Genomic DNA, 24,539 nt, shown 5'->3' with positions numbered 1-24,539 from the left:
TCGTTTATTTCTCGGTCCGAAAAGAAACGGTCTTCGGCTCTCTGGACAAAACGGGGGCCGGCTTGTCCTGTTTGCCGGCGGCAAGCCTATACGTGCAATAAACGAGCAGAAATATCAGCATGAAGCAGGCGGAGTACCGGTACATGATCGCGTAGCCCGTATGGGAGGCCACGATACCGAGCGCCATCGCGCCTGCGGCGACGCCGAGATCCGTAGCGTTGTAATATAGGCTGTTGGCCGTCCCATGCTGCTCTGGCGCGGAGTCGCGCAGCATCCACGCTTGAAGCGTAGGCTGGGTTGCCCCGAAGCCGAGACCGTAAATCAGGGCGGAGACGATCAGGAGAAGCAGATTATCGGCGAACGAGAGGAGGGTCAAGCTTATGAAAATCAGAATCGCCGCCGGAATCAACACCGCCGAATGTCCCCTGCTGTCGAACAACCGCCCGGATATGGGTCGGACGATGAGAATCGTAAAGACGTTAAATAAAAAGAATAAGCCGACATGGCCAAGATGAACTTCCTTGCCGAACAGGGCGAGGAAGCTTAGCAGTCCGCCGTAGGTGATCGATAGCAAAACGTTCAAGGACGCGGGTACAAGCAGCTTGGCGTTAAAGGGCGCCTTCGTGCGGTTCGCGGCGGCGGCACCGTTCATCGCCGGCTTGGCAGGCTGGGCCGGAATCGCACGAAAGCCGAGCAGCAGCGGAATAATAAAAGCAACCGAAAGGGTGCCGAGCACGGTCAATGGTGGAAAACCGTAGTCGTCCAGCATCGACAAGCCGATCAGCGGACCGAACGACATCGCCAGGCTGGTCGATAAGCCGAAGTAACCGATCCCTTCTCCGATCCGGCCCCGCGGGATGATTTGGGAAACAAGCGTCGGCATAATCGTGCTTGCGATCCCGAAGCCGACTCCGAAGCCGATACGCAAAAGCAGCAGCGCCTCGATCGATTCCGCGAACGAATAGACGGCCGTAGCTCCGGCGGCGATGGCGAGTCCGCAGAAAAGCAGCACGTTGCGATGCACCCGTCTCATCAAGCCCGCTGTCAGGAATCGTGAGGCGATGGCTGCAAGCGCAAACAAGCTCGTAACGAGGCTGACCGTAAAATCTCCCGGATCAAACCGGTCCTTCGTATAAGTCGGAAGCGGGGAAAGCAGCATTTGCAAACATAAGAACAACAGAAAATAGCTTAAAGTCAGCACAATAAAAGAACGGGTCCATAGTTGGGGCACCGATATAGAAGGATTTAACGGCGAGTGGGATTCTGGCTGTGGCATTGCAACGTACACTCCTATTCTTTGTCGGTTAAACAGTCGATATGGTCGCCGATCCGGCGCAGTAAGGCAATGAGCTGGTCGTATTCGGTACCGCTCAGTCCGGAGGTGGCGTCCTCCACCGTTGTTTTCTCGATTTCTTCGGTTTGCGCGATCAATTGACGGCCTTTCTCCGTCGCGTAGACGAGAAAGGATCTCCGGTCGCTTGGTCCCGTTTGTTTCGTGATCAGCCCTTTCGACTCCAGCATGTCAAGAATGCGGGTCGTTGTAGGCTTGTCTTTGCAAGCTCTGCTCGCGATCTCTTTCTGAATCATGCCGTCCTTCTCCTGAATGCAGTACAAGACCATCCATTGCTCGGGAGTAATGTCGTACGGCTTCAGTCTCTGCATGAACAGTTGGGTGATTTTGCGGGAAGTGACGCCCATCATAAAGCCTGCGGAGCGGTCCAATCTATTGGGGTTGTCCGATGTTTTCGACATAGGTCTAACCTGCTTTCGGATAAATAGTTGACTTAACAATTATATTCAAAGCAACTAATTGTGTCAATGAAAGTAAAAGCATGTGCGTTAAGGGGGGGAACGATGAATAGAGATTCCGATAAAGATGGGTGAAGCGGCTGGGGAAACGTGGATGCAGGCTAGATCCGATGAGCCTTGCGGTATTCCGAAGGGCTCATCTTCATTACTTTGATGAAGACGCGGCTTAAGTAGAAGCCGTTCTGGTAGCCGCATTGGTCGGCTATATAGTCGAGGGTATGATCGGTGTCGAGCAGCAGATCGCGGGCTTTTTGCAGTCGGGTACGGGTCAAGTACACAACAGGCAGCATGCCGATGACGTTCTTGAAGCGACGGGTGAACTGGGATTGGCTCATGCCTACGATGCCCGCCACCTCTTGCATGGTCAGGCTGCCGAAGGCGTGCTTGCGAATATAGGTGGCCGCTTCGTTCATTAGCGGATCTTTGGACAAAAGGGAACGGCTCGATTCGATCTCTTCGCGGTACAAATACAGCAAATCTCCCAGCAGATGATTGACGAAGTCGTGCTCCTCCCCGCCGTAGGCGTCTCCGATATTTCTCAAATATTTGTATGTCGTGGACAGCCGGCTCATATCCCGGATCGAAATTTTGCCGCAGGGGATGCCAGCGGCGTCCGTTCGTTCGCTGCCGTCGCGGTCCAGCCATTTGAACACGAAGAAATGAGCGAGCATGGGGGTATGGGACTTCCGGTGCAGCACTGCGCGAGGGGGGACGAGTATGATGTCGCCGGGGCCCGCTTCGCCCCCTATGTCGTCGACGGAATAAGTGTAGGCGCCTTCCTCCGCGCATAAGAGCGACCAGTCCGGATAGCTGCCGAACGGGACGCGGAAGTGCTTGTACGGACCGATATAAAAGTGACGCAGCAGCCGGGTGGAGATGACGAGCTTGTTCGAAGCCATACGACGCCTTCCCTCGCAAAAAAGTATATAAAATAGTATAGACTTGTGCATGGGTTTTGCCAAGGAGGCGGGATATGATAGAAGAGGGGCTTAAAGCTCATGCCGCTGCTGGAAGCGGTATTATACCCTACTGGAGGAAACCGATGAATCGAGAGGGATTGATTTGCTTCTGGGATTTTCAGGAGGAGGCTGGACAGGAACGCGTCTCGAGCGGAAGCTATAACTACCGGCTGCAGGAGGTGAACGGTCCGATCGCCCGGGTAGAGGAAGGCGTGTTCGGGCCGCATGCGGTCCGGTTGGATTTCGGCCAATGGTTTCGCATTCCCCGCTCCGAATGCCCGGCCTTGAACCTGCATGGCGCCGACGCGCAGGTGACGGTGGTCGCTTGGATCAAATGGAACCGTTCGAATTTTATACGATGCGAAGCGATCGCAGGGATGTGGGACGAGACGCGCGCGAAGAGGCAGTACTGTCTCTTCATCAATTTGCGAATATGGGATAGCGCGGAGCAAGTGTGCGGACACGTATCTTCCATCGGCGGGCCGACTCCCGGATACAAATATTGCATGGACGCCGCGATCGGAGCAACGGCTATAACGCCGGAGGCGTGGCAATGCGTCGCATTTACGTATGACGGCACGTATGCGCGGGCTTACTTGGACGGAAGGCTGGACGAACGCGAGACATTCAACCCTTATCGGTATGAAGGAGGGCTTTTCGACGGAGGCACGGATGGGGCCGATTTCACGGTCGGCGCGGTGGACCGCTCGGGCGAGCCGGGGAACTTCTTCACCGGCCTGCTCGGCGGACTGGCCGTGTACAATCGGGCATTGTCGCCGGAGGAGATAGCGCAGCTGGCTCGTTAAATGCGGATTCCCGCTTCGCGGGGCGGACGTCGGCACCGGTAATGGTAACGGGAGGGGGCAAGAGACAGGAAGCGGAAGTCTTTTGCGCCCCTTAACGCTGTTACCGGATGAATGTTTGGTTCACGACGGGGTGAGGCTTCGGTCTATCGACCGGCAAGGCGCCGCGCATCAGCCGGTTCAGCGGCCGCTCGATCCATCTGTAGAACAGCATGCACAGTCCGAGCGCGGACAAGAAACAAACCGGGATCGTCCAAGCGCTTCCTATCATGCCGGGGAGGTGAGCCGCACGCGCCAGCTTGAACGTGATGGACATCATCGGCAGACTGGCGAGCAAGATCGAATAGGATGCATTTCCCATTGCCGCGAGCGGTTGCAGCAGACGATGTTCCTTGCCCTCCCAAGTTAAAATGCCGATTAGCAGGAGAACGGAGCCGAGCGTATGCAGAAAGTCCGCATACGGGATGCCGGTCAACTGGTATCTGCATATCCACAGAACGACATATACGACCGCCCCGCAGATCATCCATAAGGGACTATACTTCGGAGACAGCTTATGCACGGTCGCGGCCACCAATATGCCCAGCACGAACTCCAGATGGTAAATGCTGAACAGAAACTGGAGCGGGACGCTGTCTTTGATTTGGATCAGCCCGAAGACGTTCAGCACGATAATCGTCATCCAAGAGGAATAGATGGCGATCATCACCTTCTCTTTAATTAGAAAGCAAAGCGAGAATACGAGATAAAACCAGACGATATAGCTGAGCGACCAGGCGACGGGCAAAATCGGGCCGGTGGCTTGGGGCCATAGCAGAAGCGATCGGATAATCGCCGACGGATCGCGCTCGAAGCCGATGCCGAAGGACGGCACGAGGAAAAAGATCGGAACGACAACGAGCATAATGAGCCAATATAAAGGATAGATGCGATAAAATCTTTTGAGCAGAAACGTCCCGAAAACGCGCGGATTTCCGAAATGACGCCGGTACAGCGTCACCATCAAGTAGCCGGTCAGAACGAAGAAAAACGTATAGGCGCCGGAACGCCCCATCTCGCTGATGCCAAGAAAGTCATATTGAAAATAACGCAGTCCCACTTGGGCGGCATGGAACAGCATGACAAGAAAAACGGCGGCTCCGCGGGATGCTTGAATCATGCGCATGTTCGGTTTACGGTCCACATCACTCGGCCTTTCTTCGTGTTGTTATTATCGCATTATGACAGGCCTGTATGAAGCATGAGTGAACGGATCCTGAAAATAAGCTTAAAATAAGCTTAAAATATCGTGAAAGAGATGTCATTAGGTAACATGTAGAAACGAAGGCGGGCGCTGCCACAACGGAAATAGCAGTCTATTCCCGCCACGGAGGCCGTTTTCGCGGATAAGCGAGAAGAACGGTCTTTTCGTCATGCATGCCCGGTTAGCGCCGTTGTCGATGGAACAGGAACGATCTGCTACAATAAATGTACGGAGGCGCGATCGGAGGCGAAGCCGGTCAGGCGAGGGAATACGTAAGCATCATAGGAGCGATGAGCATGAATGCGGTACTATCCATAGAACGGCTCTCCAAGCGGCGTGCGGATAAGCCGGGCGATTATTTGTTCCGGGATATGACGGCGAATATCGAAGCGGGGCGGCGTATTGCCATATTAGGCGCTTCCGGGCAGGGAAAAAGCACGCTGCTGCGCTTATTGGCTCGGCTGGACGCGCCGGACGAAGGCTCCATTCGCCTGCATGGAACAGCTGCGCCGGAATGGAAGCCGCACGAGTGGCGCAAGAAGGTTTGCTACGTGGCCCAGCAGCCGGTCATGCTGCCGGGGACGGTGGAGCATAACTTGAGAGCGGTCAGCGAGCTTCACGGCGGGCCGTTCGACCGGGAGCAGGCGGAGCAGTGCATGGCCGCCGTCGGGCTCGGGGCGCTCGATTGGCGGAAGCCGTCGTCCGAGCTGTCCGGGGGCGAGAAGCAGCGGACCGCATTGGTCCGTTCCGCACTGCTCGTTCCCGAGGCGCTGTTGCTAGATGAAGTGACGGCATCGCTGGACCCGGCAAGCAAACGGGCAGTGGAGCTGTGGCTGATCGATTGGGCGAGTAAGCGGAATACGGCATTGGTGTGGGTTACGCACGACATGGAGCAAGCGAAGCAGATCAGCGATTCGGTCTGGTTTATGGATGAGGGACGTCTGCTGGAAAATGGCCGTACGGCCGACTTTTTTCGCAATCCCGCTACGGAACGGGCGCGCCTGTTCATCCAGTCCGCGCAGTCCGGAGGGGAAGTCGGCCATGTCTAATCTGGCGCTGGTATGCACGCTCGTATTCGTCGCGGTGACGATGGTGTTGTCATTGCGCCAGAAGCTCGGTCTCGAGAAGGAAATCGCCATAGGCACGGTCCGCTCGGCTGTCCAGCTGCTGTTCATCGGCTATGTGCTGCATTTCGTTTTCGATACGAAGCAACCACTGTTTATTGTCTTGATCCTGGCGGCGATGATTGCGGTCGCTTCCTGGAATGCGGGAGGACGGGTCAAGCATATTCCGGGCATCCGGCTCCGCATCGCGGCCGCCTTGTGCTGTACGGAAGCCGTAACGATGGGGCTGATGCTCGGACTGGGCATTATCGATCCGACCCCGCAATATATCATTCCGGTCAGCGGGATTACGATCGGAAGCTCGATGATCGTGTGCGGGTTGTTCCTCAATCAGATGAAGCGGGAGCTGGAATCGGCGCGGGGGGAAATCGAAGCGCTGCTCGCGCTCGGAGCGACGGCCCGGCAGGCGATCCGGGGGGCGGTCAAACGCTCGGTGCGCTCCAGCATGATTCCGACGATCGACGGTATGAAGACGGTCGGGCTCGTTCAGCTTCCCGGCATGATGACCGGGATGATTGTCGCCGGAGCCGACCCTGTGGAAGCGGTGCGCTACCAGATTCTGATTATGTTCGTGCTCGCTTCGTCGGCCGCTTTGACGGCGATGCTGCTGGGACGGTTGAGCGACCGGCTTTGGTTTACGAAGGACGAGCGGCTGCGGTAGTACGGCGTTGGAATGCTGCGGTCGGACTGCTTTGCGGGAAGGCCGCAGCATTATTCGTTTGGTGCGGGTTCTATCGCAATCGTACTCGGAGCGGTTGGGAGCGGGTTCGCATTTTTCCGGTACTGCTGGGCGGTTATGCCCGTCATTTTCCGAAACGTCTTATTGAAGAACCGGTAGTCGCCATAGCCGACTTTGCCGGCGATCTCCGTAATTTTGTCCGATCCCTCCGCAAGCAGCCGGCAAGCTTCCTCGATACGCAGCTTCTGCAAATATTCGAAGACGCTCATGCCGGTCGTTCTCTTGAACAGGGCGGAAAAGTAGCTTTTGCTCAGCAGGGCGTGCCGGGATATGTCGATGAGCTGCACCGGCGAGGCGTAATGCTCGCGCAAATACAGGATCGCCCGCTGAATCAGCTCCAGCCTGTACCGGTCGGGATGAGGGCTTTCTTGGTACCGGCTTTTGAAGGCGCGGTAAATTTGAATCAGAAGCTCGCACAGCTTGAGCTTCAACAGCTCGACGTAACCTTCCCGTTTCTTCGAAAATTCCTCGTGCATGAGGGCGAAGACGGACTGAAAATCGTTTTGGTGCGAATCGGTGAGCTTGAGGTCGGGTTTGTACGTCCGTTCCTCCGGGTACAGTCCTTGCAAGAGGAAGATGCCCGACACCTCTCTCAGCACCGGCAGCTCGAGATGGAGGGGGCCGATCGTTTCCGGCATAAACATGCAGTTGTATACTTCCAGCTGGCCGGAGTTGGCGGGATCGTCGGGGAAGAAGCTGTGCGGCGTATCGCTTTGCAGGATGAACAGATCGCCTTTCGATACCGGCTGCTCCCGCCCGTCCACGACATGCTTCCCCGTCCCTCTGCATACATAGGCGATCTCAATGAATTCGTGGCGGTGCAGACGAATCTCGTCGTACCGGTCGTACACATATTTATTGATGCAAATCGGCGAATCGTCTCCGAAATAATCTTCGGCCCTCAAGGTTACGACCTGATCCACGCGGCTCCCTCCCTGTCCTAATCATTCATACCATAAACACGCTCATAGGAAAAGTGCAATCGCCACACCCGCAAAGTTCGATTACGTCTGTCACCGGCACTAGGATCGCGGTATTCTGTTTGAAGACGGTTCTCGAAGCGAGGAGGAAAGCAAAGAATGCATATGCGGAATCAAACTGATGGGTGGATAAAGGATCCGCGCACCCGGTATTATATCAATCCGAAGAAGATCGTTTGGAGGACCGACGGGAATAACGCCGCGGTAGAACGTGCCGAAGCGCTGCTCGAGGGGCGTGACGGTCAGGCCACCTTGGCCAGGGAGAACGGGTGCGTGCTGCGCAGCGCCGAAGGGGAATATGCCGGTCTCCTGCTCGATTTCGGAACGGAGCTGCACGGCGGAGTTCAGCTATGCGTCTGGTACGCTAAGGACAGGCGGAAGACGGTGCGGATTCGTGTGCGGTTCGGAGAGTCCGCGATGGAAGCGATGAGCGAGCTTGGCGGAGAGCGCAATGCGGGAAACGATCACGCCGTTCGCGACCAAGTCGTGGAAGCGTGCAGCTTCCTCGGGATGACGGAGATCGGCAATTCGGGGTTCCGGTTCGTACGGATCGATCTGCTGGAGCCGGACTGCGAGGTAGAGCTGAAGAGCGTTCGCGCCATATGCCTGCTTCGCGATATCGAGTACAAAGGACGGTTTCGATGCAGCGATCCGCTGCTTGACCGGATTTGGCAAACCGGCGCTTACACGGTTCACTTGAACATGCAGGAATATTTGTGGGACGGCATCAAGCGGGACCGGCTCGTCTGGATCGGGGACATGCACCCCGAGGTGGCCGCGCTCGGGGCGGTGTTCGGCTGCAATGAGGTCGTGCCGAGAAGCTTGGATCTCATTCGCGACAATACGCCGCTGCCGGGCTGGATGAACTCGATTCCGAGCTACTCCATATGGTGGATTCTGATTCAACGGGATTGGTTCCGTCAAACCGGCGACTTGGCCTACTTGCAGGAGCAGCGAAGCTATTTGCTCGGCTTGCTGCGCCAGTTCGAGGCAGCCGTTACGGATGACGGCAGGTTCAACGATCCGAAGCCGTTCCTCGATTGGCCGACATCGCCGAACGATGCAGGCGTTCGAGCCGGCGTCCATGCTCTGCTTGTCGCCGCTATGTCGGCAGGGGCCGAGCTGTACGGGCTGCTGGGCGAACCGGATGCTTCGGTGCTGTGCCGTACCCTGGAGCAGAAGCTGCGGCACCATGTCCCGGACCACGGCGGCAGCAAGCAGGCCGCGGCTCTGATGGCGCTCTCCGGGCTGCTTGAACCGGCAGCCGCCAATCGGGATGTGCTGGGCGCCGACGGCGCTCGCGGCATTTCCACATTCCTGGGCTATTACGTCCTGAAAGCCCGGGGAGAAGCGGGAGATATTCGGGGCAGCTTGGACTGTATTCGCCAATATTGGGGCGGTATGCTCGAACTCGGCGCTACGACGTTCTGGGAGGATTTCGACCTCGGCTGGATGGAGAATGCGGCCCGAATCGACGAATTGACGCCTTCGGACAAGAAGGACGTTCACGGGCAATACGGAGGCTACTGCTACAAAGGATACCGCCACAGCTTGTGCCACGGCTGGGCCGCAGGACCGACGGCTTGGCTGTCGGAATACGTGCTCGGTATCCGGATCAAAGAAGCGGGCGGGAGGGTGATCGAGGTGAGACCGCAGCTCGGGGATTTGGACTGGGCGGAAGGGAGCTTCCCGACTCCGCATGGCGTGCTGCATGTGAGCCACACCAAGAAGAGCGACGGCACGGTAGAAACGGAAATCGACGCCCCACTAGGCGTAACCGTGCTGAGAGGCTGACGCGCTTTCTATCAGGCCCGTCTTGTGAGAAAATAGAAAGGAAAGGAATCTATTTCACGCAAGGAGACGGGCTCATTTGAAAATCCGGACGTCGCTTCTTATCGGTTGCGTACTTCTCATTTATTTGGTTCTTACGCTGTATATCGGCTGGAACGGCCTCGTCTTCTGGAACGCCGCAGTTACCCGCGATGCGGACTGGGCGTATTGGCTCGTATACGGACTGATCGCCTATTCCTATCTGGGGGCGATGCTGCTGCGACGCGCGCTTCCGTACAGGCTGTATACCGGGTTGAAACTGATCGGCTCGTACGGGATAGCGGTGCTCTTGTATTTGCTGCTGGCGCTCCCTATAGCCGATCTGCTCTATGCCGGTTTGCGCTTGGGAGGCGCGGATGCACGCAGCGCGGTGCTCGGAATCGGTTGGACTTTGCTGCTTCTTCTGGCCGTCATTCTCATTCGCGGCGCATGGAACGCCTCGAATCCGACCGTACGCCGATACGACATTCATATCGGGAAATCGCCGGGATCGCGGGAGGATCTTCGTATCGCGGTCGCCTCCGATCTGCATCTCGGAACGATTGTCGGGAAGCGGCACCTTGCGCGGCTGGTCGAACGGGTAAGGGAGCTGCAGCCCGATCTCGTGCTCTTGCCCGGCGATGTGCTGGACGACAGCATCGAACCGTTCGTGCGCGAGAATATGGCCGACGTGCTGCGCGGGCTGCAAGCTCCGCTCGGCGTCTACGCATCGCTCGGCAATCACGAATATATAGGCGGGCATATCGGCGAGTATGTCGAACGGATGAAGGCAATCGGCATCGAGGTGCTCGTCGACCGGGTCGTGAAGGTGGACGACGCCTTCTACGTGGCAGGCCGCAAGGATGTGTCGGTTGAACGGTTCGCTGGCGACGGGAGGCTCGGCGTGGCGGAGTTGCTCGGGGAGGCGGACAAGTCGCTGCCGATCTTGCTGCTCGACCACCAGCCTCGGATGCTCGGCGCGGCGGCGGAGGCGGGCGTCGACCTGATGGTGTCCGGGCATACGCATCGAGGGCAAATGATGCCGAACCACCTCATTACGCGGCGGGTATTCGAGCTCGATTGGGGCTACCTGCGCAAAGGCGCGATGCATGCGATTGTCTCGTCCGGCTTCGGCACCTGGGGCCCGCCGATTCGGATCGGCAGCCGTTCGGAACTGCTGGAGGTGCGGGTTACTTTTGGAATTGAATAAAGTAAAGAATTAGCGGTTTCGCCATTTATGGCGGGGCCGTTTTTGTTTTTACATCAAATTGGTTAAGTTCTTTACCGAACTAAAGCGAAAGGGTGACTTTTTGCATAGGTACTTTGGAAATTGGCTTGAACGAACCAAACTTCACTATTACTGAACTCTATTGCGCTATTCGCTCACCAGATGGCCGAATACAGCGAATAACGAACCCAATTTTACTATTATCAAACTTAAGTTCAGTAATTGTTACTCTAGGTTCATTGTTCCTCCAATTACCGAGAAGTGGAGCCAAATAGCGCAGAGAAGTTCGCTAATAAACAAATTTGGTTCATTGAATGACGAATGGCCTTTGGGAGTAGAAGTCACGGTTTTTCTTATCGATAATGTTTAAGTTCGCTAAAGTGTTAAAGCGAAATACGACACGGTCGTTCATCCTTGAAGTACGTCGTTAGACATTTTTCTTAATGTTGTGGCAATTCGACAGAAAAGATGCCGAAATGTGTCAAAATTCACAGAAAGACGAAAAGGAAATAGGTCTATAGGAATGGAATACATTACTAGCAATGATACAAATATGGTACCTTAGCAGGAGAAGCAGGGGTTAGCTCGTACTTGTTATCAGGTTCACGCCCGGTAAACCAAGTGAAATTGAAAAGGCAAATCCGTCGAAAGGCGGAGACGCAAAGCCACGGGCCTAAGGCCGGTCATGCAGTCCCAAACGGGCATGAACGGTTACGGCAGCCGGGTTGCCAACAGCAGCTTGGTTTTTTTGCGTTCTTTTTGGGCGGAACATGGGGGGAAAGACGGTATTGTGCATGAAAATGGATTGTAATGGAGGCCGATTCAATGTCCAACAGATTCAAGTGCGATTTTACGAATAATCGTAAATTCACACCAACACCACCCATCTCAGCTCTACTCTGTGTAATTGTACTGGTGCAGCTGATAATTCCCGGCATGTTCGGAACGGATAGGGGGCGGGCGAATGCCGAAGCGCAGCTGGCGTCCGTCGCGCAATCGGTATACGGATCGGTATATTCGATTTCGCCTTCCGGCAACGGACGCGGACTTCGGGCCGAGTACTACAACGGGAATCAGTTTGCAGGCCAAGAGGTCGTTCGGATAGACGAAACGATCGACTTCAATTGGGGCAACGGGAACCCGGCCCCGGGAATCGGCGGAGACTTTACGGTCAGATGGAACGGAAAGCTTACGCCGAGATATACGGAAACGTACACGCTTCATACGGAAAGTCACGGCGGGGTTCGGTTATGGGTGGACGGTCAATTGCTGATCGACCGGTGGACCGCCCACAACAATATTACCGAGGACGCAACCGTCTCGCTGACGGCCGGACAAGCCCATACGATCAGGATGGAGTATGTGGAGGACAACGGGGCTGCGAGAGCAAGGCTACTCTGGTCCAGCGCAAGCCAGGCGAAGGAAGTCATTCCGAAAAGCCAGTTGAATCCGCCGTTCATCCCGGGGGTTCCGGGCAACGTCGGGACGACGGCGGCGAGCAATTCCATAACGCTGTCATGGGATCCGGTTCCGGGAGCCGCGGGTTATGACGTGGAGGCCGATGGAGTTGTGGCAGATAACGGCGCGAATACGACATTTGTGCATGCGGTATCGCCCAATACGCAGCACACATACCGGATTCGTGCGAAGGTGCCGGAGATCGCCGGGGATTGGAGCGCACCGGTGACGGCGACGTCGAAAATAGCGGTTCCCGCCAACCTCCGGGCGACGGCAGCGAACAACGCCATCACGGTAGCTTGGGATGCGGTGGCCGGAGCGAGCTCTTATGAGTTGGAAGTGGACGGACTCGCAACGGATGTCGGTACAAACACCGTTTACGTCCACGGGGGCCTGATGCCCAATACGGAGCACACATATCGGATTCGCGCGAAGAGCGGTTCCGTCGCAAGCGACTGGAGTGCGGCGATCACGAAGCTGTTCCTCTCGGATATCCCCGCCAATCTGAAGGCGGTCAGCACGAGCCGTTCGATCGCCTTGTCATGGGATGAAGTAATAGGTGCGGTCGGATATGAAGTCGAAGCGGACGGACGAATTCTCGACAACGGAGCCGCCGTCACTTTCCTTCATGACGGTCTGGAGCCGAATACCCGCCATTCGTACCGGGTAAGGGCGCGTATGAGCGACGGTGTGCGCGGATGGAGCGGTATACTTCAAAAATCGACCTTGTCGGAGACGGGTCGGGGAACCGGTTTGAAGGGCGTTTATTTCGCACAGGAAAGCTTGGCTTCGCCCCGGCATTCGAGAATTGACGGGGTTGTCGATTTCGATTGGGGGCACGGAGCGCCCGCGCCGGGAGTCGGCGGCGATTCGTTTTCCGTACGCTGGACGGGACAAGTGGAGCCTACTTTTTCCGAAACCTACACGTTCTATACGTCTGCTCACGGTGGAACACGGCTTTGGATAAACGATTCGCTGCTCATCGATAATTGGGGGGCGCACGACCGGAACGAGCGAAGCGGCTCCATCCGGCTGGAGGCCGGGAAACGTTATGACATTCAACTGGAATACCGCGAAACGAACGGCGTCTCGGCCATTCAACTCTTATGGGAAAGCGTCTCGCAAGCGAAGGACGTCATTCCGCGAAACCAGCTGTATCCGGTCGGAGTTCCGCAGCAGTTGACCTCACAGTCGACGGAAACTTCCATCTCGCTCGGTTGGGCGGCCGTCCGTTTTGCCGACAGCTATGAGGTGGAAAAGGATGGGGTTATCGTCGATGCCGGGAACGGAGTTTCTTACGTCCACTCGGATTTGGCGCCCGGGACGCTGCATACGTATCGGGTGCGGGCCAAGAGCGGCATCGTAACCGGAGAATGGAGCGAAACGTTGCCCGCCGCAACGTTGCTCGGGACTTCGACGATTACGGAGATGAGTCCGACCGAGACTACGATCGGGGTCGCATGGCTGCCGGTTCCGGGGGCGACCAGCTACGAAATCGAAACGGACGGCGTAATCCGCAACAACAACGGGGACACCTTCTATATGCACGAACCGCTGCAGCCAGGTACCGAGCACAGCTACAGAGTCCGGGCTAAGACGCAGGCGGTGACCGGAGAATGGACACCCATATCGCGAAAATGGACACTGCCAGGAATTCCGCAGCATGTACGGACCCGGACGAGCAGCAACTCGATCACGGTGGAATGGGAAGCTGTAACGGGTGCGACCGGTTATGACCTTGACGTGTACAACACGATCGTCGATAACGGCAACTCGACTCAATATACGGACAATTTACTAAACCCGAATACTCAGCATACGTACCGGATTCGCGCCAAAAACTCGAGCGGCTTCGGGAAATGGACCTCCATCGCCGCGGATTCCACGCTGCCGGGCGTACCCGGAAACTTGAAGGTGGTGGCGCAAGATACGGAGATTACGCTATCTTGGGACGCTTCCGCAGGTGCGACCATGTACGAAATCGAGGCGGACGGCGTTCCGATAGGCGACGCTGCCAAGCCATCGTATGTTCATACCGGACTTGTGCCCAATACGACTCACACGTACCGCGTCAAGGCGAAGAACGCGGAAGGCGCTACCGAATGGAGTTCTCCGATCACGGCGATCACATTGCCGTCCATTCCCGGGCTGTTGCGGGCCGATGTGTCCGCATCGGCGATCGTTCTGAACTGGGAAGGGGTTACCGGTGCAACGGGATACGATATTGAAGCGGACGGGGTCGTCCTCGCTAGCGGCATAATCACGTCCTACACGCACGGGGAGCTGAATCCGAACACGGAGCACGCATACCGGGTACGAGCCAAGAATGGTGCCGTGGCGGGTCATTGGGGCGAACGTTTGATCCGAAAGACGCTTCCCCCTATCCCGGCGAATGTGCAGGCCGTGTCGACGAGCAACGAGATCGTCGTATCGTGGGAACCGGTAATAGGGGCCGTCGCTTATGAGATGGAAGCGGACGGGACTTTGGTCGATAACGGGCTGAACACTGTATTCACTCATGGCGGACTCGCTCCGTTCACGACGCATACGTATAAAGTCCGCGCAAGAAGCGATGCGGGCGCGGGAGAGTGGAGCGCGGCTGTTTCGAAGTCGACAGGACTGGATAAACCGAGTGTTACTACAGGGGAAGTAACAACTTCATCGATCCTTGTCTCCTGGAATGCGGTCCAAGGGGCAAGCGGCTATGACTTGATGGCGGATGGAGAAATTACCGACGTCGGGGTTGCCGTCCAATATCGGCATACCGGACTGTCGCCTTATACTTGGCACGCCTACCGGGTCAGAGCGAAGAACGGCTCGGCCGTCGGGGATTGGAGCGATGCCGTAACGAAAGCGACTTCGCTTGCGGCACCTCGAATTCTCCGCATGGAAGCGACAAGCTCGCAAATTGCGGTGGAATGGGAGGAAGTCGCTGGAGCGACCGGATATGCAATCGAAGCGGACGGGGCGATCCGGGACAATGGCTCGGAAACGATATTCCTCCATACGGGCTTGTCTTCGAACAGCAGCCATACGTACCGAGTGAGAGCTTTGAACGGGAACGGGGTAAGCGAGTGGAGCGAATCGAGCGAATGGAGCACTCTTGCGACCCAAGCGACAGCGCCCGAAATTCCCAGATCCCTGACGGCCGAGGCGGCGACCGATTCCATCACGCTCCGATGGGAGGCAGCGGCGGGCAGCCGGAGCTATGAACTGGATATCGACGGCAGAACGGTCGCCGGAATTACCGGGACAAGTTATGTTCACCAAGGCCTTACGCCCAATACGATGCATACGTATCGGATCAGAGCTCTGAATAGCGGCGGCGCCAGCGGGTGGTCGGGGCAGTTGGAGCAGCGGACGACACCGGAGTTGACCGTCAATGTGGGGCAGGATACGATGTTCAATTTTGTCGTCATGGCGCCGAAGAAGCCGGACGCGCTTGAGCGGAAAATCACGGTCGTTTACAACCCCGAGGAGCTGGAAGTGTTGGATTTAAGCGCCTCGACCCCCGAGACGGAGCTGGCGGCCGGCCCGATTCGCGGAACGAATATCTCGGTCAGCGAGTTCTCGAACGGGCGAATCGTATACACCGTTTCGAACGCGGATAAGACGACCGTTAACATTATTAAATTCATGTCGAAGACGAACGAGTATTCGAAGATTACTTATACAGTTGAGTAGCATCCTTTCTTCACCGGGTTAATGGAGGGACGTCATTGAGCAAAATTAAGGGAATTCTGGCGTTTTTGTTAGTGCTGTTGGGGTTGGGATTTTCATTCATCGATCCGCAGCCTGTGCAAGCATCGGCACCGGTGCTTCAGACTTGGGAGAAATATACGGTGGAAGAGGAGACCCAGTGGATGCCGGATCCTTGGGGTATCGAACCAGGGCTCTTCCCGTTTACCTTCTATTCAAAGGGTACCTTTATAGAATGGGTCACAGCTCCTGAAGGGACCTATCCCGAAAATGATCATCAATGGGACGGCTACTGGTACGTTCTTCTTCAGACTTGGGAGAAATATACGGTTGTCACAGACACCGAGTGGGTGGATGTGCCCTATACGGATGGGACGTATGAATGGACAGTCCCCGAACTAGTTACTGTTTATTTAAAGGGCGACTTTATGGAACGGGTAACAGCTCCTATTTGGTCCTATCCAGTAAATGGTTATCACGCCTGGTCCGGCTATTGGTACGTTTTTGTCAATCCTGCCAATTTTCCGTCGCTTACGATCCTGTCCCCCGTGCAAAACCAAATATTCGGGCAGTCCGGGACGGAACTGGCGGTTCAAGTATCGGTATCCGATCGTAACGCCGACATCTTGGACACTCGTTACTATTTGGACGGGGAAGCTAGCCCGCGCGACACCAGAACGATATCCAACACGGCAACGCCCCAAGTCGTCACGTTCCAGTCGCTGGCTGTGGACGGCTTGGCGGATGGGGGACATGTGCTTCGAGTCGAGGTAACCGATCGTTCGAACCAGCCGATCGAACAGACGATTTCTTTCGTCGTCGACAAGACACCCCCCGTCTTGACAAACTTTCAGACATCATCCACAGAAACAGCCATTACGGTTACGGCGGCAGCAGTGGACGGGGGAATCGGATTGGCAGACGAGCCTTATCGTTTCGGTGTGGGTGGGACTGGAAGTACATGGGTATCGAGTCCTTCGTTTACAGCCCAAGCTTTGGTGCCCAATACAGCTTACAGTGTCAATATAGAGGCAAGAGATAGACTGGGTCATACCGCCGCAAGGCAACGGATTGTCTACACCAAAGCCCAAACCCCATCGGTCGCCATATCCCAGTCGACGGAATCATCCGTCGGCATCAGGCTGACCGACGCAAACCCGGCTTCTACTTTGTATCAGATTCGGGTAGGGAATCAATACGTCACGGCATCAGGAGCTCTCACAAGCGTTCCGACCTCGATAACGCTCATGAATAAAGAGATCGGCATCTACGGACTCGCCGCCAATACGACATACGGTATTCAAGCGCTGGCGCTGAACGGTGGAGGGGAGGCAACGGGTTGGAGCAATGCGGCGTCCGTCACGACGCTGGCCAATGCTCCTGCAAACTTGACGTCATCAAGAACCCAATCCGCGATTACCATAAGCTGGCCGGCCACAATCGGAGCGACCGGCTATGACATTGAGGTCGACGGAGCCGTCGTCCCGAATGGAACGGCTGTAAGCTACACGCATTCGGGGCTGTTCCCCGAAACCCGCCATACGTATCGTGTACGCGTGCATAACGCCGGAGGCGGAAGCGGCTGGAGCCAGCCGTCGACCGTATTTACGTTGCCGAACCCGCCGGGGACGCCTGCCGGACTTGCAGGGAATTCCACGCAGACGGCCGTAACCTTGGTTTGGGAAACAGCAGCGAAGGCAGACAGCTACGATATCGAAGTGGACGGCGGTAATATTATCGGGGTCGGCAATCAAACGACTTACACGCATTTCGGATTACAGCCGGAAACGGCCCACACATACCGGGTCCGTGCCGTAAATATCGGCGGCGCAAGCGCCTGGAGCGCTCCGCTCGCAGTAACGACATTGCCTTATCCGCCCGAAACGCCGGGGCAATTACGTGCCGATCTGTCGATCCATACCGTTACCGTCCATTGGGCCGAAGCCGCACGGGCAGCGGCATACGAAATCGAAGTGGACGACCTGATCGTGGACAACGGTACGAGTACGACTTATGTGCACGAGGGGCTTGAGCCGTTAAGCGGTCATACGTACCGGGTGCGCGCCACCAATGCGGGGGGCAAAAGTGCATGGAGCGCACCGCTGGATGTGACGACCCATCCGGAGAAGCCGGCCATCCCGACGAACCTGATGGCGACGTCGGACGAGACGACGATAACGATCATGTGGTACCAAGTGCTTCATGCGGACAGCTACGAGGTGGAGATAGACGGCCAGATCGTGCCGAGCGGGGCCGAGACGCGCTACGTCCATTCCGGCTTGGCCGAGGGAACCCCCCATACGTACAAGGTAAGAGCGAAGAACATCAGCGGTTACAGCGAATGGAGCGGAGCTATCGCCATCTCGACTTTGCCCGCCGAGCAGCATTCGTTCTCGCTGACCAACATGGCGGCGATTGTGACGAATACGACCATCACGTTCTCCTGGGACACGGTCGCCCGCGATGCCGAATACGATATTGAAGTCGATGGCGTGCTGCAAAACATCGGCAAGGAAACGATTTATTACCACGCGGGGCTGACAGCGAACGAATTCCATACGTATAAAGTTCGCGTACGGATTGGCGGAGTGGACGGCGGCTGGGTCGCCATCATGTCTCTTTCGACGCTGCCGAATCCGCCGGACGCCCCGAAGGAGCTGAAGGCTATCGCTTCGGACCGGTTGATCGAGCTGCGTTGGGAGAGGGTCGACGGCGCGAGCGGATACGATCTCGAGATCGACGGTAGCAAGGTCGGTATTGACGGCGGAACCAATTACGTACACAGAAATTTGGCGCCTGGCACATCCCATACGTACAGGCTGAGGGCGAAGAACGTGACAGGCGTAACGGCGTGGAGTCCCGCCGTAGTGAAAAGCACGACCAATCCGGCATATGTCGTTCAGGCCGAGCGAGACCAACCGTTCGACTTGATGCTGTTTGCTCACAACGTTCAGGACTTCTGGGAGAAAATGTTCGTCGTGACGTATGATCCCGATGCGGTAGAGATTGTAGACTTATACGACTTCACTCCGGCGCTGGAAACGGGCTCGGGCAGCATTGCCGGATCTCTTCTGACCGTCGCCGTAACGCCTGGACGCATCGAGTACAAGGTGGGCCGGAATATCGTGCCGGGTACGTCCTGGTCGGGCGAGATTACGACGATCAAGTTCAAGGCGAAGCAGGACGGTCAGACGATCCTGAACGCAACGATGGAATAAGGAACTATCATGCAAATACGTGGCAGTTCTTAACGGGGGCGTGAAAAAAGGTTTATGGGAATCAAATGGAGGAGACCGCCACGCAAGCTGATAAGTATGCGGCGGATAAACAGCTCCACGAAAAGGACAAGCAGTGGAAAAAATTGGGAAGGTCGGGCGGATCGACTTGACGCTTAGCGAAATCGAACGGAGACTGCTCGACCGGATTCGCGAGGAGAATGCTCCGGGCGGAAGCCGTTAAGGAAGACCTGAGCAGGATCGATCCCAATATCCCGGCCGTCGGCCGATAAGGAGACACCTGCGTGAAGAGGTATTCCAAACTATTGCTCATCCTACTGATGCTCGGAATGGCGGTATATGCCGGGATCGCAGCATTCGCCGCCGAGGACGGCAGCGCAGCGGGACACGATAACGGGCTGAACACGACATTCACTCATGGTGGACTCGCTCCGTTCTCGACGCATACGTAGGAGTAAAGTGTTCGGTGACAGGAGGAGAGGGAGATCCGATACTTTAAGAGACTTGTAATTTTTTTGTTCGTCATGTTGTCGATGGGGCTTGTAAACTCCCCGGAAGCAGCCGGAGCCACGGGTATGAATGTCTGGCTGCAGTACTACACCGACTCGAACACGTATGAGAACGATGAATTAGTCCAAGTTGGCGGTGGAGCGCAATACGAATGTACGACGGAGTCCGGAGTGTATGAGAATGGGGGAACCTGGTCCCATACCACTTGCAGAACAGTATGGTCCGAGCCTATCTACGAGACTCGTAAGGTTGAATACACCGATTATTATCGCGGCAGCTACATCGGCACTGTCACTGCGCCGGCGGGCACATACCCTGTGGATGGGCAAGCGAGTGACGGTTACTGGTATGTACTGTCGCCTGGAGATCCCCCTGCATTAACCATTTTATCGCCTCAGCCCAATCAAATGTTGGGTCAGCCGGGAATGGATTTTTTGTTAAAAATCTCCGTTACGGATCCGGATGGCGATACACTGGTGTCCCGTTATTTTTTGGACGGAGAAACCGTTCCGCGCGATAGCAGGACTATATCCAACACAGAGACAGCGCAGGTAGTTGCTTTCAATGCTATTGGATTCGATGAATTGACGGACGGGGACCATATGCTGAAAGTAGAAGTAACTGATAATGAAACCGCCCCTGTGATCCAAACGGTTGCATTTCGGGTAGACAAGTCTCCGCCGGTAATGGGAAATATTCAAGCTTCCTCGACAGAAACAACAATTAGCGTTTCGGGAACGGCAACAGACAGCGGTGCTGGAATGGCAGCGGAACCTTATCGATACACCGTCGGCACGATGGCAAGTTCTTGGACTGCGGATACGTACCTTATCCCCAATCTAACGCCCGACACGGGATATGACGTAAAGGTTGAGGCAAGGGACAGCATGGGACATATCGCTACCAAGCAACAAACCGTCTATACCAAAGCTCAAACGCCGGCAGCAGCCGTGTTTCAGTCAACGGAATCATCCTTGGGCATTCGACTGACGGATAGCAACCCTTCGACGACTTCTTATCAAATTAAGGTAGGGGATCGATTCGTAAGCACGGGGGGAAGTCTCGCGACAACTCCGACCTGGATAACGCCGGCCAACAAACATATCTTGGTTAACGGGCTAACCGCCAATACAGCTTACCCTATTCAAGCGATGGCTGCCAATCAAGAAGGAACGGCAACAAGCTGGAGCGGCACTGTAGTCGGGACGACTACAGCGGCTCCCCCGACGATCGCGGTATCATCAAGAACCCAATCCGCAATAACGATAAGCTGGCCGGCAACAAGCGGGGCAACCGGCTATGACATCGAGGTCGACGGAGCCGTCGTCCCGAATGGAACGGCTGCGAGCTACACGCATTCGGGGCTGTCTCCCGAATCCCGCCATACGTATCGGGTGCGGGTGCATAATGCAGGCGGCGGAAGCGGCTGGAGCCAGCCGTTGACCGTATTTACGCTGCCGAACCCGCCGGGGACGCCTGCCGGACTTGCAGGGAATTCCACGCAGACGGCCGTAACCTTGGTTTGGGAAGCGGCTGCAAAAGCGGACGGCTACGAGCTCGAAGTGGACGGTCATACTGTCGGGGTCGGTAATCAAATGACTTACACGCATTCCGGATTGCAGCCGGAAACCGCCCACACGTACCGGGTCCGCGCCATAAATATCGGCGGAGCAAGCGTCTGGAGCACTCCGCTTGCAATGACGACATTGCCTTATCCGCCCGAAACGCCCGGGCAATTACGTGCCGATCTGTCGATCCATACCGTTACCGTCCATTGGGCCGAAGCCGCACGGGCAGCGGCATACGAAATCGAAGTGGACGACCTGATCGTGGACAACGGTACGAGTACGACTTATGTGCACGAGGGGCTTGAGCCGTTAAGCGGTCATACGTACCGGGTGCGCGCCACCAATGCGGGGGGCAAAAGTGCATGGAGCGCACCGCTGGATGTGACGACCCATCCGGAGAAGCCGGCCATCCCGACGAACCTGATGGCGACGTCGGACGAGACGACGATAACGATCATGTGGTACCAAGTGCTTCATGCGGACAGCTACGAGGTGGAGATAGACGGCCAGATCGTGCCGAGCGGGGCCGAGACGCGCTACGTCCATTCCGGCTTGGCCGAGGGAACCCCCCATACGTACAAGGTAAGAGCGAAGAACATCAGCGGTTACAGCGAATGGAGCGGAGCTATCGCCATCTCGACTTTGCCCGCCGAGCAGCATTCGTTCTCGCTGACCAACATGGCGGCGATTGTGACGAATACGACCATCACGTTCTCCTGGGACACGGTCGCCCGCGATGCCGAATACGATATTGAAGTCGATGGCGTGCTGCAAAACATCGGCAAGGAAACGATTTATTACCACGCGGGGCTGACAGCGAACGAATTCCATACGTATAAAGTTCGCGTACGGATTGGCGGAGTGGACGGCGGCTGGGTCGCCATCATGTCTCTTTCGACGCTGCCGAATCCGCCGGACGCCCCGAAGGAGCTGAAGGCTATCGCTTCGGACCGGTTGATCGAGCTGCGTTGGGAGAGGGTCGACGGCGCGAGCGGATACGATCTCGAGATCGACGGTAGCAAGGTCGGTATTGACGGCGGAACCAATTACGTACACAGAAATTTGGCGCCTGGCACATCCCATACGTACAGGCTGAGGGCGAAGAACGTGACAGGCGTAACGGCGTGGAGTCCCGCCGTAGTGAAAAGCACGACCAATCCGGCATATGTCGTTCAGGCCGAGCGAGACCAACCGTTCGACTTGATGCTGTTTGCTCACAACGTTCAGGACTTCTGGGAGAAAATGTTCGTCGTGACGTATGATCCCGATGCGGTAGAGATTGTAGACTTATACGACTTCACTCCGGCGCTGGAAACGGGCTCGGGCAGCATTGCCGGATCTCTTCTGACCGTCGCCGTAACGCCCGGGCGCATCGAGTACATGGTGAGCCGGAATATCGTGCCAGGTACGTCCTGGTCGGGCGAGATTACTACGATCAAGTTCAAGGCGAAGCAGGACGGTCAGACGGTCCTGAACGCAACGATGGAATAACGAACTATCAGGTCATTACGTGATAGTTCTAAATGGGGGCGTGAGAGAGGTTTATGGGAATCAAATGGAGGAGGCCGCCGCGCAAGCTGATCGTCATCACGGTTTTGCTCGCACTGATCGGCGAAATCATACTGTATTCGGTTGGGGGCATCGGTTCGGAAGGAAGTGCGACTCCTCTCGAAGCAGACAATAGCGACGACCGGAGAATCGCCGCCGAGCTATCCAACATGTCGGGGGTAGAGGCGGAGCGGATATTGAGCATGAAAGCATCGGGCAAGTCTTGGAACGACATTATGGAGTCGTTAAAGACCACGGACGGACAGCGCGATAGCGCGTCCAAAGAGAAGCGCAGTCTGGGGCTGCTCGGGGCAGGGCTCGGAGAGGAAGCTGTTGCCCGGCTCGCAGCTCTGGGCTACGCACAGACCGATATTGCCGCCGCCAAGCTGCTGGCCGAGAGGATCGCTCTACAGATCAACCAGCTAGTCGAGGAAGACATGCCGGAAGCTCCGAAAATACCGGCGCCGACCGCGCTCTCGAACGGCGGCATGCCGTCCGAGGATAAAGAATCGTTCGTGGCGGAGCTTCGCTCCGTCGCCGAGCAGCTCGAGCTGGAAACCGCCGTTCGGCTCATGCTGTCGCTGAAGCGGGAGTTCGGAAGCTACGAGGCTGTCTTGGACGAATATTTGACCGCCCTGCAGCTCGGTTTGAATCTGGATGAATATGCGGCGGACAAAACGCGCTACGAGAAGGACAAGCAGCAGAAAAAAATGGAGAAAGTCTGGCGGGTCGACCTGACGCTTAGCGAAATCGAACGCAGATTGCTTGACCGGATTCGCGAGGAGAACGCCTCCGGGAGGGAAGCATCCGCTGTCCAGGCGGCCACCGCTTCAACGGCGAAGCCGTCTTCCGATGCGGCGGTCAGCCCGCTTCCCGAAGCGCCGACACCCAAAGTCAAGGACGTCAAGCCGGCTAATCCGGCGGAAGCCGTCAAGGAAGAGCTGAGAAGGATCGACCCCAATATACCGGCCAACGGCCGATAAGGAGATACCTGCGTGAAGACGTATTCCAAACTATTGTCCATCTTACTGATACTCGGAATGGCGGTATATGCCGGGATAGCGGCATTCGCTGCCGAAGACGGCGGCGCAGCGGGGCAGACGGGCTCCACGGGCCAAACCACGAACGATCTAGTCATCTCCCAAGCGGTGCTGGATCGTATCCGGGCCGCAGACCCGGCCAACTACGATCGGCATGTCGCCGATTACAAGGCACTACTCGTCAAGCTCGGCATCCATGACTCGATCCGGCAAGAGATCGAGAAGCTCGTCTTGGACGGCTACGCGCTTCCGGAAATTTTGATAGGCTGCGAGTTTTTGTACCACAGCTTCGGGACGGTTGCCGATTTGCGTTCTTTTGCCGTTCAGCAGGCAGCCGGGGCTTCGTGGGAGCGGCTTTTTACCGAATATAACCGCAATCAGCCCGTATTCAAGCCCCGCTCCTTCCCATCCGACTATTTGGAGAAGCTGATGAGCACCCCGGGCTTGACCGCCGACGACATTATGATCGCGGACCGGCTCGCCAACGCGACCGGCAGACCGTTCGAAGAGATTATCGAGGAGAAGCTGACGTCGCCGGAGTGGCGCGGCATTACCGCCAAGGCGGGCATTTTGTTCGGCGGGGACAAGCTGCCTCGCGTTCAGATCAAGAACGAGCAGCTGCAAGCGTTCCAAAGCGAAAGCGGACTGTCGGCGGCACGAATCGCCGAAGCGTTCGTCATTGCCCATAAAGTCGGCAAAACCGCGGAAACCGTCGTCGGGAAGCTGAAAGAAGGCTATAGCCCGGAAGCCGTATTCGCAGAAAGCTACGAACAGAAATATCGGTGA

16 protein-coding genes and 1 riboswitch are annotated in these 24,539 nt (G+C 56.5%); of the genes, 11 read left to right on the top strand and 5 right to left on the bottom strand.

The annotated features are described in order from the left end of the window. Nucleotides 1-4: 4 nt before the first annotated feature. The 3 genes from FE783_RS08155 to FE783_RS08145 form a co-directional block, all read right to left on the bottom strand. Nucleotides 5-1,276, bottom strand: a complete 1,272-nt coding sequence (locus FE783_RS08155; RefSeq protein ID WP_138878865.1) for an MFS transporter — start codon at nucleotides 1,274-1,276, stop codon at nucleotides 5-7. Nucleotides 1,277-1,290: 14 nt separating this feature from the next. Continuing rightward, nucleotides 1,291-1,752, bottom strand: a complete 462-nt coding sequence (locus FE783_RS08150; protein WP_138878864.1) for a MarR family winged helix-turn-helix transcriptional regulator — start codon at nucleotides 1,750-1,752, stop codon at nucleotides 1,291-1,293. Between the two features lie 158 nt (nucleotides 1,753-1,910). Then, entirely contained in the window at nucleotides 1,911-2,708 is a 798-nt protein-coding gene (locus tag FE783_RS08145; RefSeq protein WP_158301676.1) for an AraC family transcriptional regulator, read from the bottom strand. A gap of 143 nt (nucleotides 2,709-2,851) precedes the next feature. Here FE783_RS08145 and FE783_RS08140 point away from each other — a divergent pair, with 143 nt between their 5' ends. Continuing rightward, nucleotides 2,852-3,574, top strand: a complete 723-nt coding sequence (locus FE783_RS08140) for a LamG domain-containing protein (protein ID WP_138878862.1) — start codon at nucleotides 2,852-2,854, stop codon at nucleotides 3,572-3,574. 100 nt (nucleotides 3,575-3,674) lie between these two features. Here FE783_RS08140 and FE783_RS08135 read toward each other — a convergent pair whose 3' ends face one another. Beyond that, the gene (locus FE783_RS08135; RefSeq protein ID WP_138878861.1) at nucleotides 3,675-4,754 is read right to left on the bottom strand and encodes an acyltransferase family protein; all 1,080 of its coding nucleotides are present in this window, start codon (nucleotides 4,752-4,754) and stop codon (nucleotides 3,675-3,677) included. A gap of 356 nt (nucleotides 4,755-5,110) precedes the next feature. On the opposite strand from FE783_RS08135, the gene FE783_RS08130 reads away from it, so the two are divergent. Further along, a complete protein-coding gene (locus tag FE783_RS08130) occupies nucleotides 5,111-5,863 on the top strand; it encodes an ABC transporter ATP-binding protein (protein WP_138878860.1) in 753 nt (250 codons plus the stop codon). Continuing rightward, nucleotides 5,856-6,599 carry an ABC transporter permease gene (locus FE783_RS08125; protein ID WP_138878859.1) on the top strand — a complete coding sequence of 248 codons (744 nt, stop codon included), beginning with the start codon at nucleotides 5,856-5,858 and terminating at the stop codon, nucleotides 6,597-6,599. The genes FE783_RS08130 and FE783_RS08125 overlap by 8 nt, the downstream gene beginning before the upstream one ends. Nucleotides 6,600-6,649: 50 nt before the next feature. On the opposite strand, the gene FE783_RS08120 is transcribed toward FE783_RS08125, so the two are convergent. Beyond that, nucleotides 6,650-7,600, bottom strand: coding sequence for an AraC family transcriptional regulator (locus FE783_RS08120; RefSeq protein ID WP_138878858.1), 951 nt, complete (start codon nucleotides 7,598-7,600; stop codon nucleotides 6,650-6,652). 156 nt (nucleotides 7,601-7,756) lie between these two features. On the opposite strand from FE783_RS08120, the gene FE783_RS08115 reads away from it, so the two are divergent. The 8 genes from FE783_RS08115 to FE783_RS08085 all read left to right on the top strand — a co-directional run bounded on the left by FE783_RS08115 (nucleotide 7,757) and on the right by FE783_RS08085 (nucleotide 24,539). After that, nucleotides 7,757-9,451, top strand: a complete 1,695-nt coding sequence (locus FE783_RS08115) for an alpha-L-rhamnosidase-related protein (RefSeq protein ID WP_238402939.1) — start codon at nucleotides 7,757-7,759, stop codon at nucleotides 9,449-9,451. A gap of 76 nt (nucleotides 9,452-9,527) precedes the next feature. Then, nucleotides 9,528-10,676 (top strand): metallophosphoesterase, encoded by a 1,149-nt coding sequence (locus FE783_RS08110; protein ID WP_138878857.1) that lies wholly within the window; start codon nucleotides 9,528-9,530, stop codon nucleotides 10,674-10,676. Nucleotides 10,677-11,318: 642 nt separating this feature from the next. Further along, nucleotides 11,319-11,427: riboswitch (cyclic di-GMP riboswitch) on the top strand. A 182-nt stretch (nucleotides 11,428-11,609) separates the two neighbouring features. Beyond that, nucleotides 11,610-15,836 carry a fibronectin type III domain-containing protein gene (locus FE783_RS08105; RefSeq protein ID WP_158301675.1) on the top strand — a complete coding sequence of 1,409 codons (4,227 nt, stop codon included), beginning with the start codon at nucleotides 11,610-11,612 and terminating at the stop codon, nucleotides 15,834-15,836. A gap of 35 nt (nucleotides 15,837-15,871) precedes the next feature. Then, complete coding sequence (locus FE783_RS08100; RefSeq protein WP_138878855.1) at nucleotides 15,872-19,069, top strand: fibronectin type III domain-containing protein; 3,198 nt, start codon at nucleotides 15,872-15,874, stop codon at nucleotides 19,067-19,069. A gap of 302 nt (nucleotides 19,070-19,371) precedes the next feature. Continuing rightward, a complete protein-coding gene (locus FE783_RS37415; RefSeq protein WP_158301674.1) occupies nucleotides 19,372-19,539 on the top strand; it encodes a hypothetical protein in 168 nt (55 codons plus the stop codon). A 123-nt stretch (nucleotides 19,540-19,662) separates the two neighbouring features. Further along, nucleotides 19,663-22,656: a fibronectin type III domain-containing protein gene (locus tag FE783_RS08095; protein ID WP_138878854.1), complete on the top strand. Its 2,994-nt coding sequence runs from the start codon at nucleotides 19,663-19,665 to the stop codon at nucleotides 22,654-22,656. A 53-nt stretch (nucleotides 22,657-22,709) separates the two neighbouring features. Continuing rightward, nucleotides 22,710-23,696, top strand: coding sequence for a hypothetical protein (locus FE783_RS08090; protein ID WP_138878853.1), 987 nt, complete (start codon nucleotides 22,710-22,712; stop codon nucleotides 23,694-23,696). A gap of 12 nt (nucleotides 23,697-23,708) precedes the next feature. After that, the gene (locus tag FE783_RS08085; RefSeq protein WP_138878852.1) at nucleotides 23,709-24,539 is read left to right on the top strand and encodes a hypothetical protein; all 831 of its coding nucleotides are present in this window, start codon (nucleotides 23,709-23,711) and stop codon (nucleotides 24,537-24,539) included.

This window comes from Paenibacillus mesophilus, assembly GCF_005938385.1.
Classification (GTDB): Bacteria; Bacillota; Bacilli; order Paenibacillales; family NBRC-103111; genus Paenibacillus_AB; species Paenibacillus_AB mesophilus.
The sequence above is the reverse complement of the archived record's forward strand: the minus strand, read 5'-3'. Positions and strand labels throughout refer to the sequence as shown.

Bases quoted from the DNA above. Each gene is read 5' to 3' on its own strand.
- FE783_RS08125 (WP_138878859.1), top strand. From the start codon at position 5,856: ATGTCTAATCTGGCGCTGGTATGCACGCTCGTATTCGTCGCGGTGACG.
- FE783_RS08140 (WP_138878862.1), top strand. From the start codon at position 2,852: ATGAATCGAGAGGGATTGATTTGCTTCTGGGATTTTCAGGAGGAGGCT.
- FE783_RS08130 (WP_138878860.1), top strand. From the start codon at position 5,111: ATGAATGCGGTACTATCCATAGAACGGCTCTCCAAGCGGCGTGCGGAT.
- FE783_RS08095 (WP_138878854.1), top strand. From the start codon at position 19,663: ATGAATGTCTGGCTGCAGTACTACACCGACTCGAACACGTATGAGAAC.
- FE783_RS08145 (WP_158301676.1), bottom strand. From the start codon at position 2,708: ATGGCTTCGAACAAGCTCGTCATCTCCACCCGGCTGCTGCGTCACTTT.
- FE783_RS08155 (WP_138878865.1), bottom strand. From the start codon at position 1,276: ATGCCACAGCCAGAATCCCACTCGCCGTTAAATCCTTCTATATCGGTG.
- FE783_RS08115 (WP_238402939.1), top strand. From the start codon at position 7,757: ATGCATATGCGGAATCAAACTGATGGGTGGATAAAGGATCCGCGCACC.
- FE783_RS08150 (WP_138878864.1), bottom strand. From the start codon at position 1,752: ATGTCGAAAACATCGGACAACCCCAATAGATTGGACCGCTCCGCAGGC.
- FE783_RS08090 (WP_138878853.1), top strand. From the start codon at position 22,710: ATGGGAATCAAATGGAGGAGGCCGCCGCGCAAGCTGATCGTCATCACG.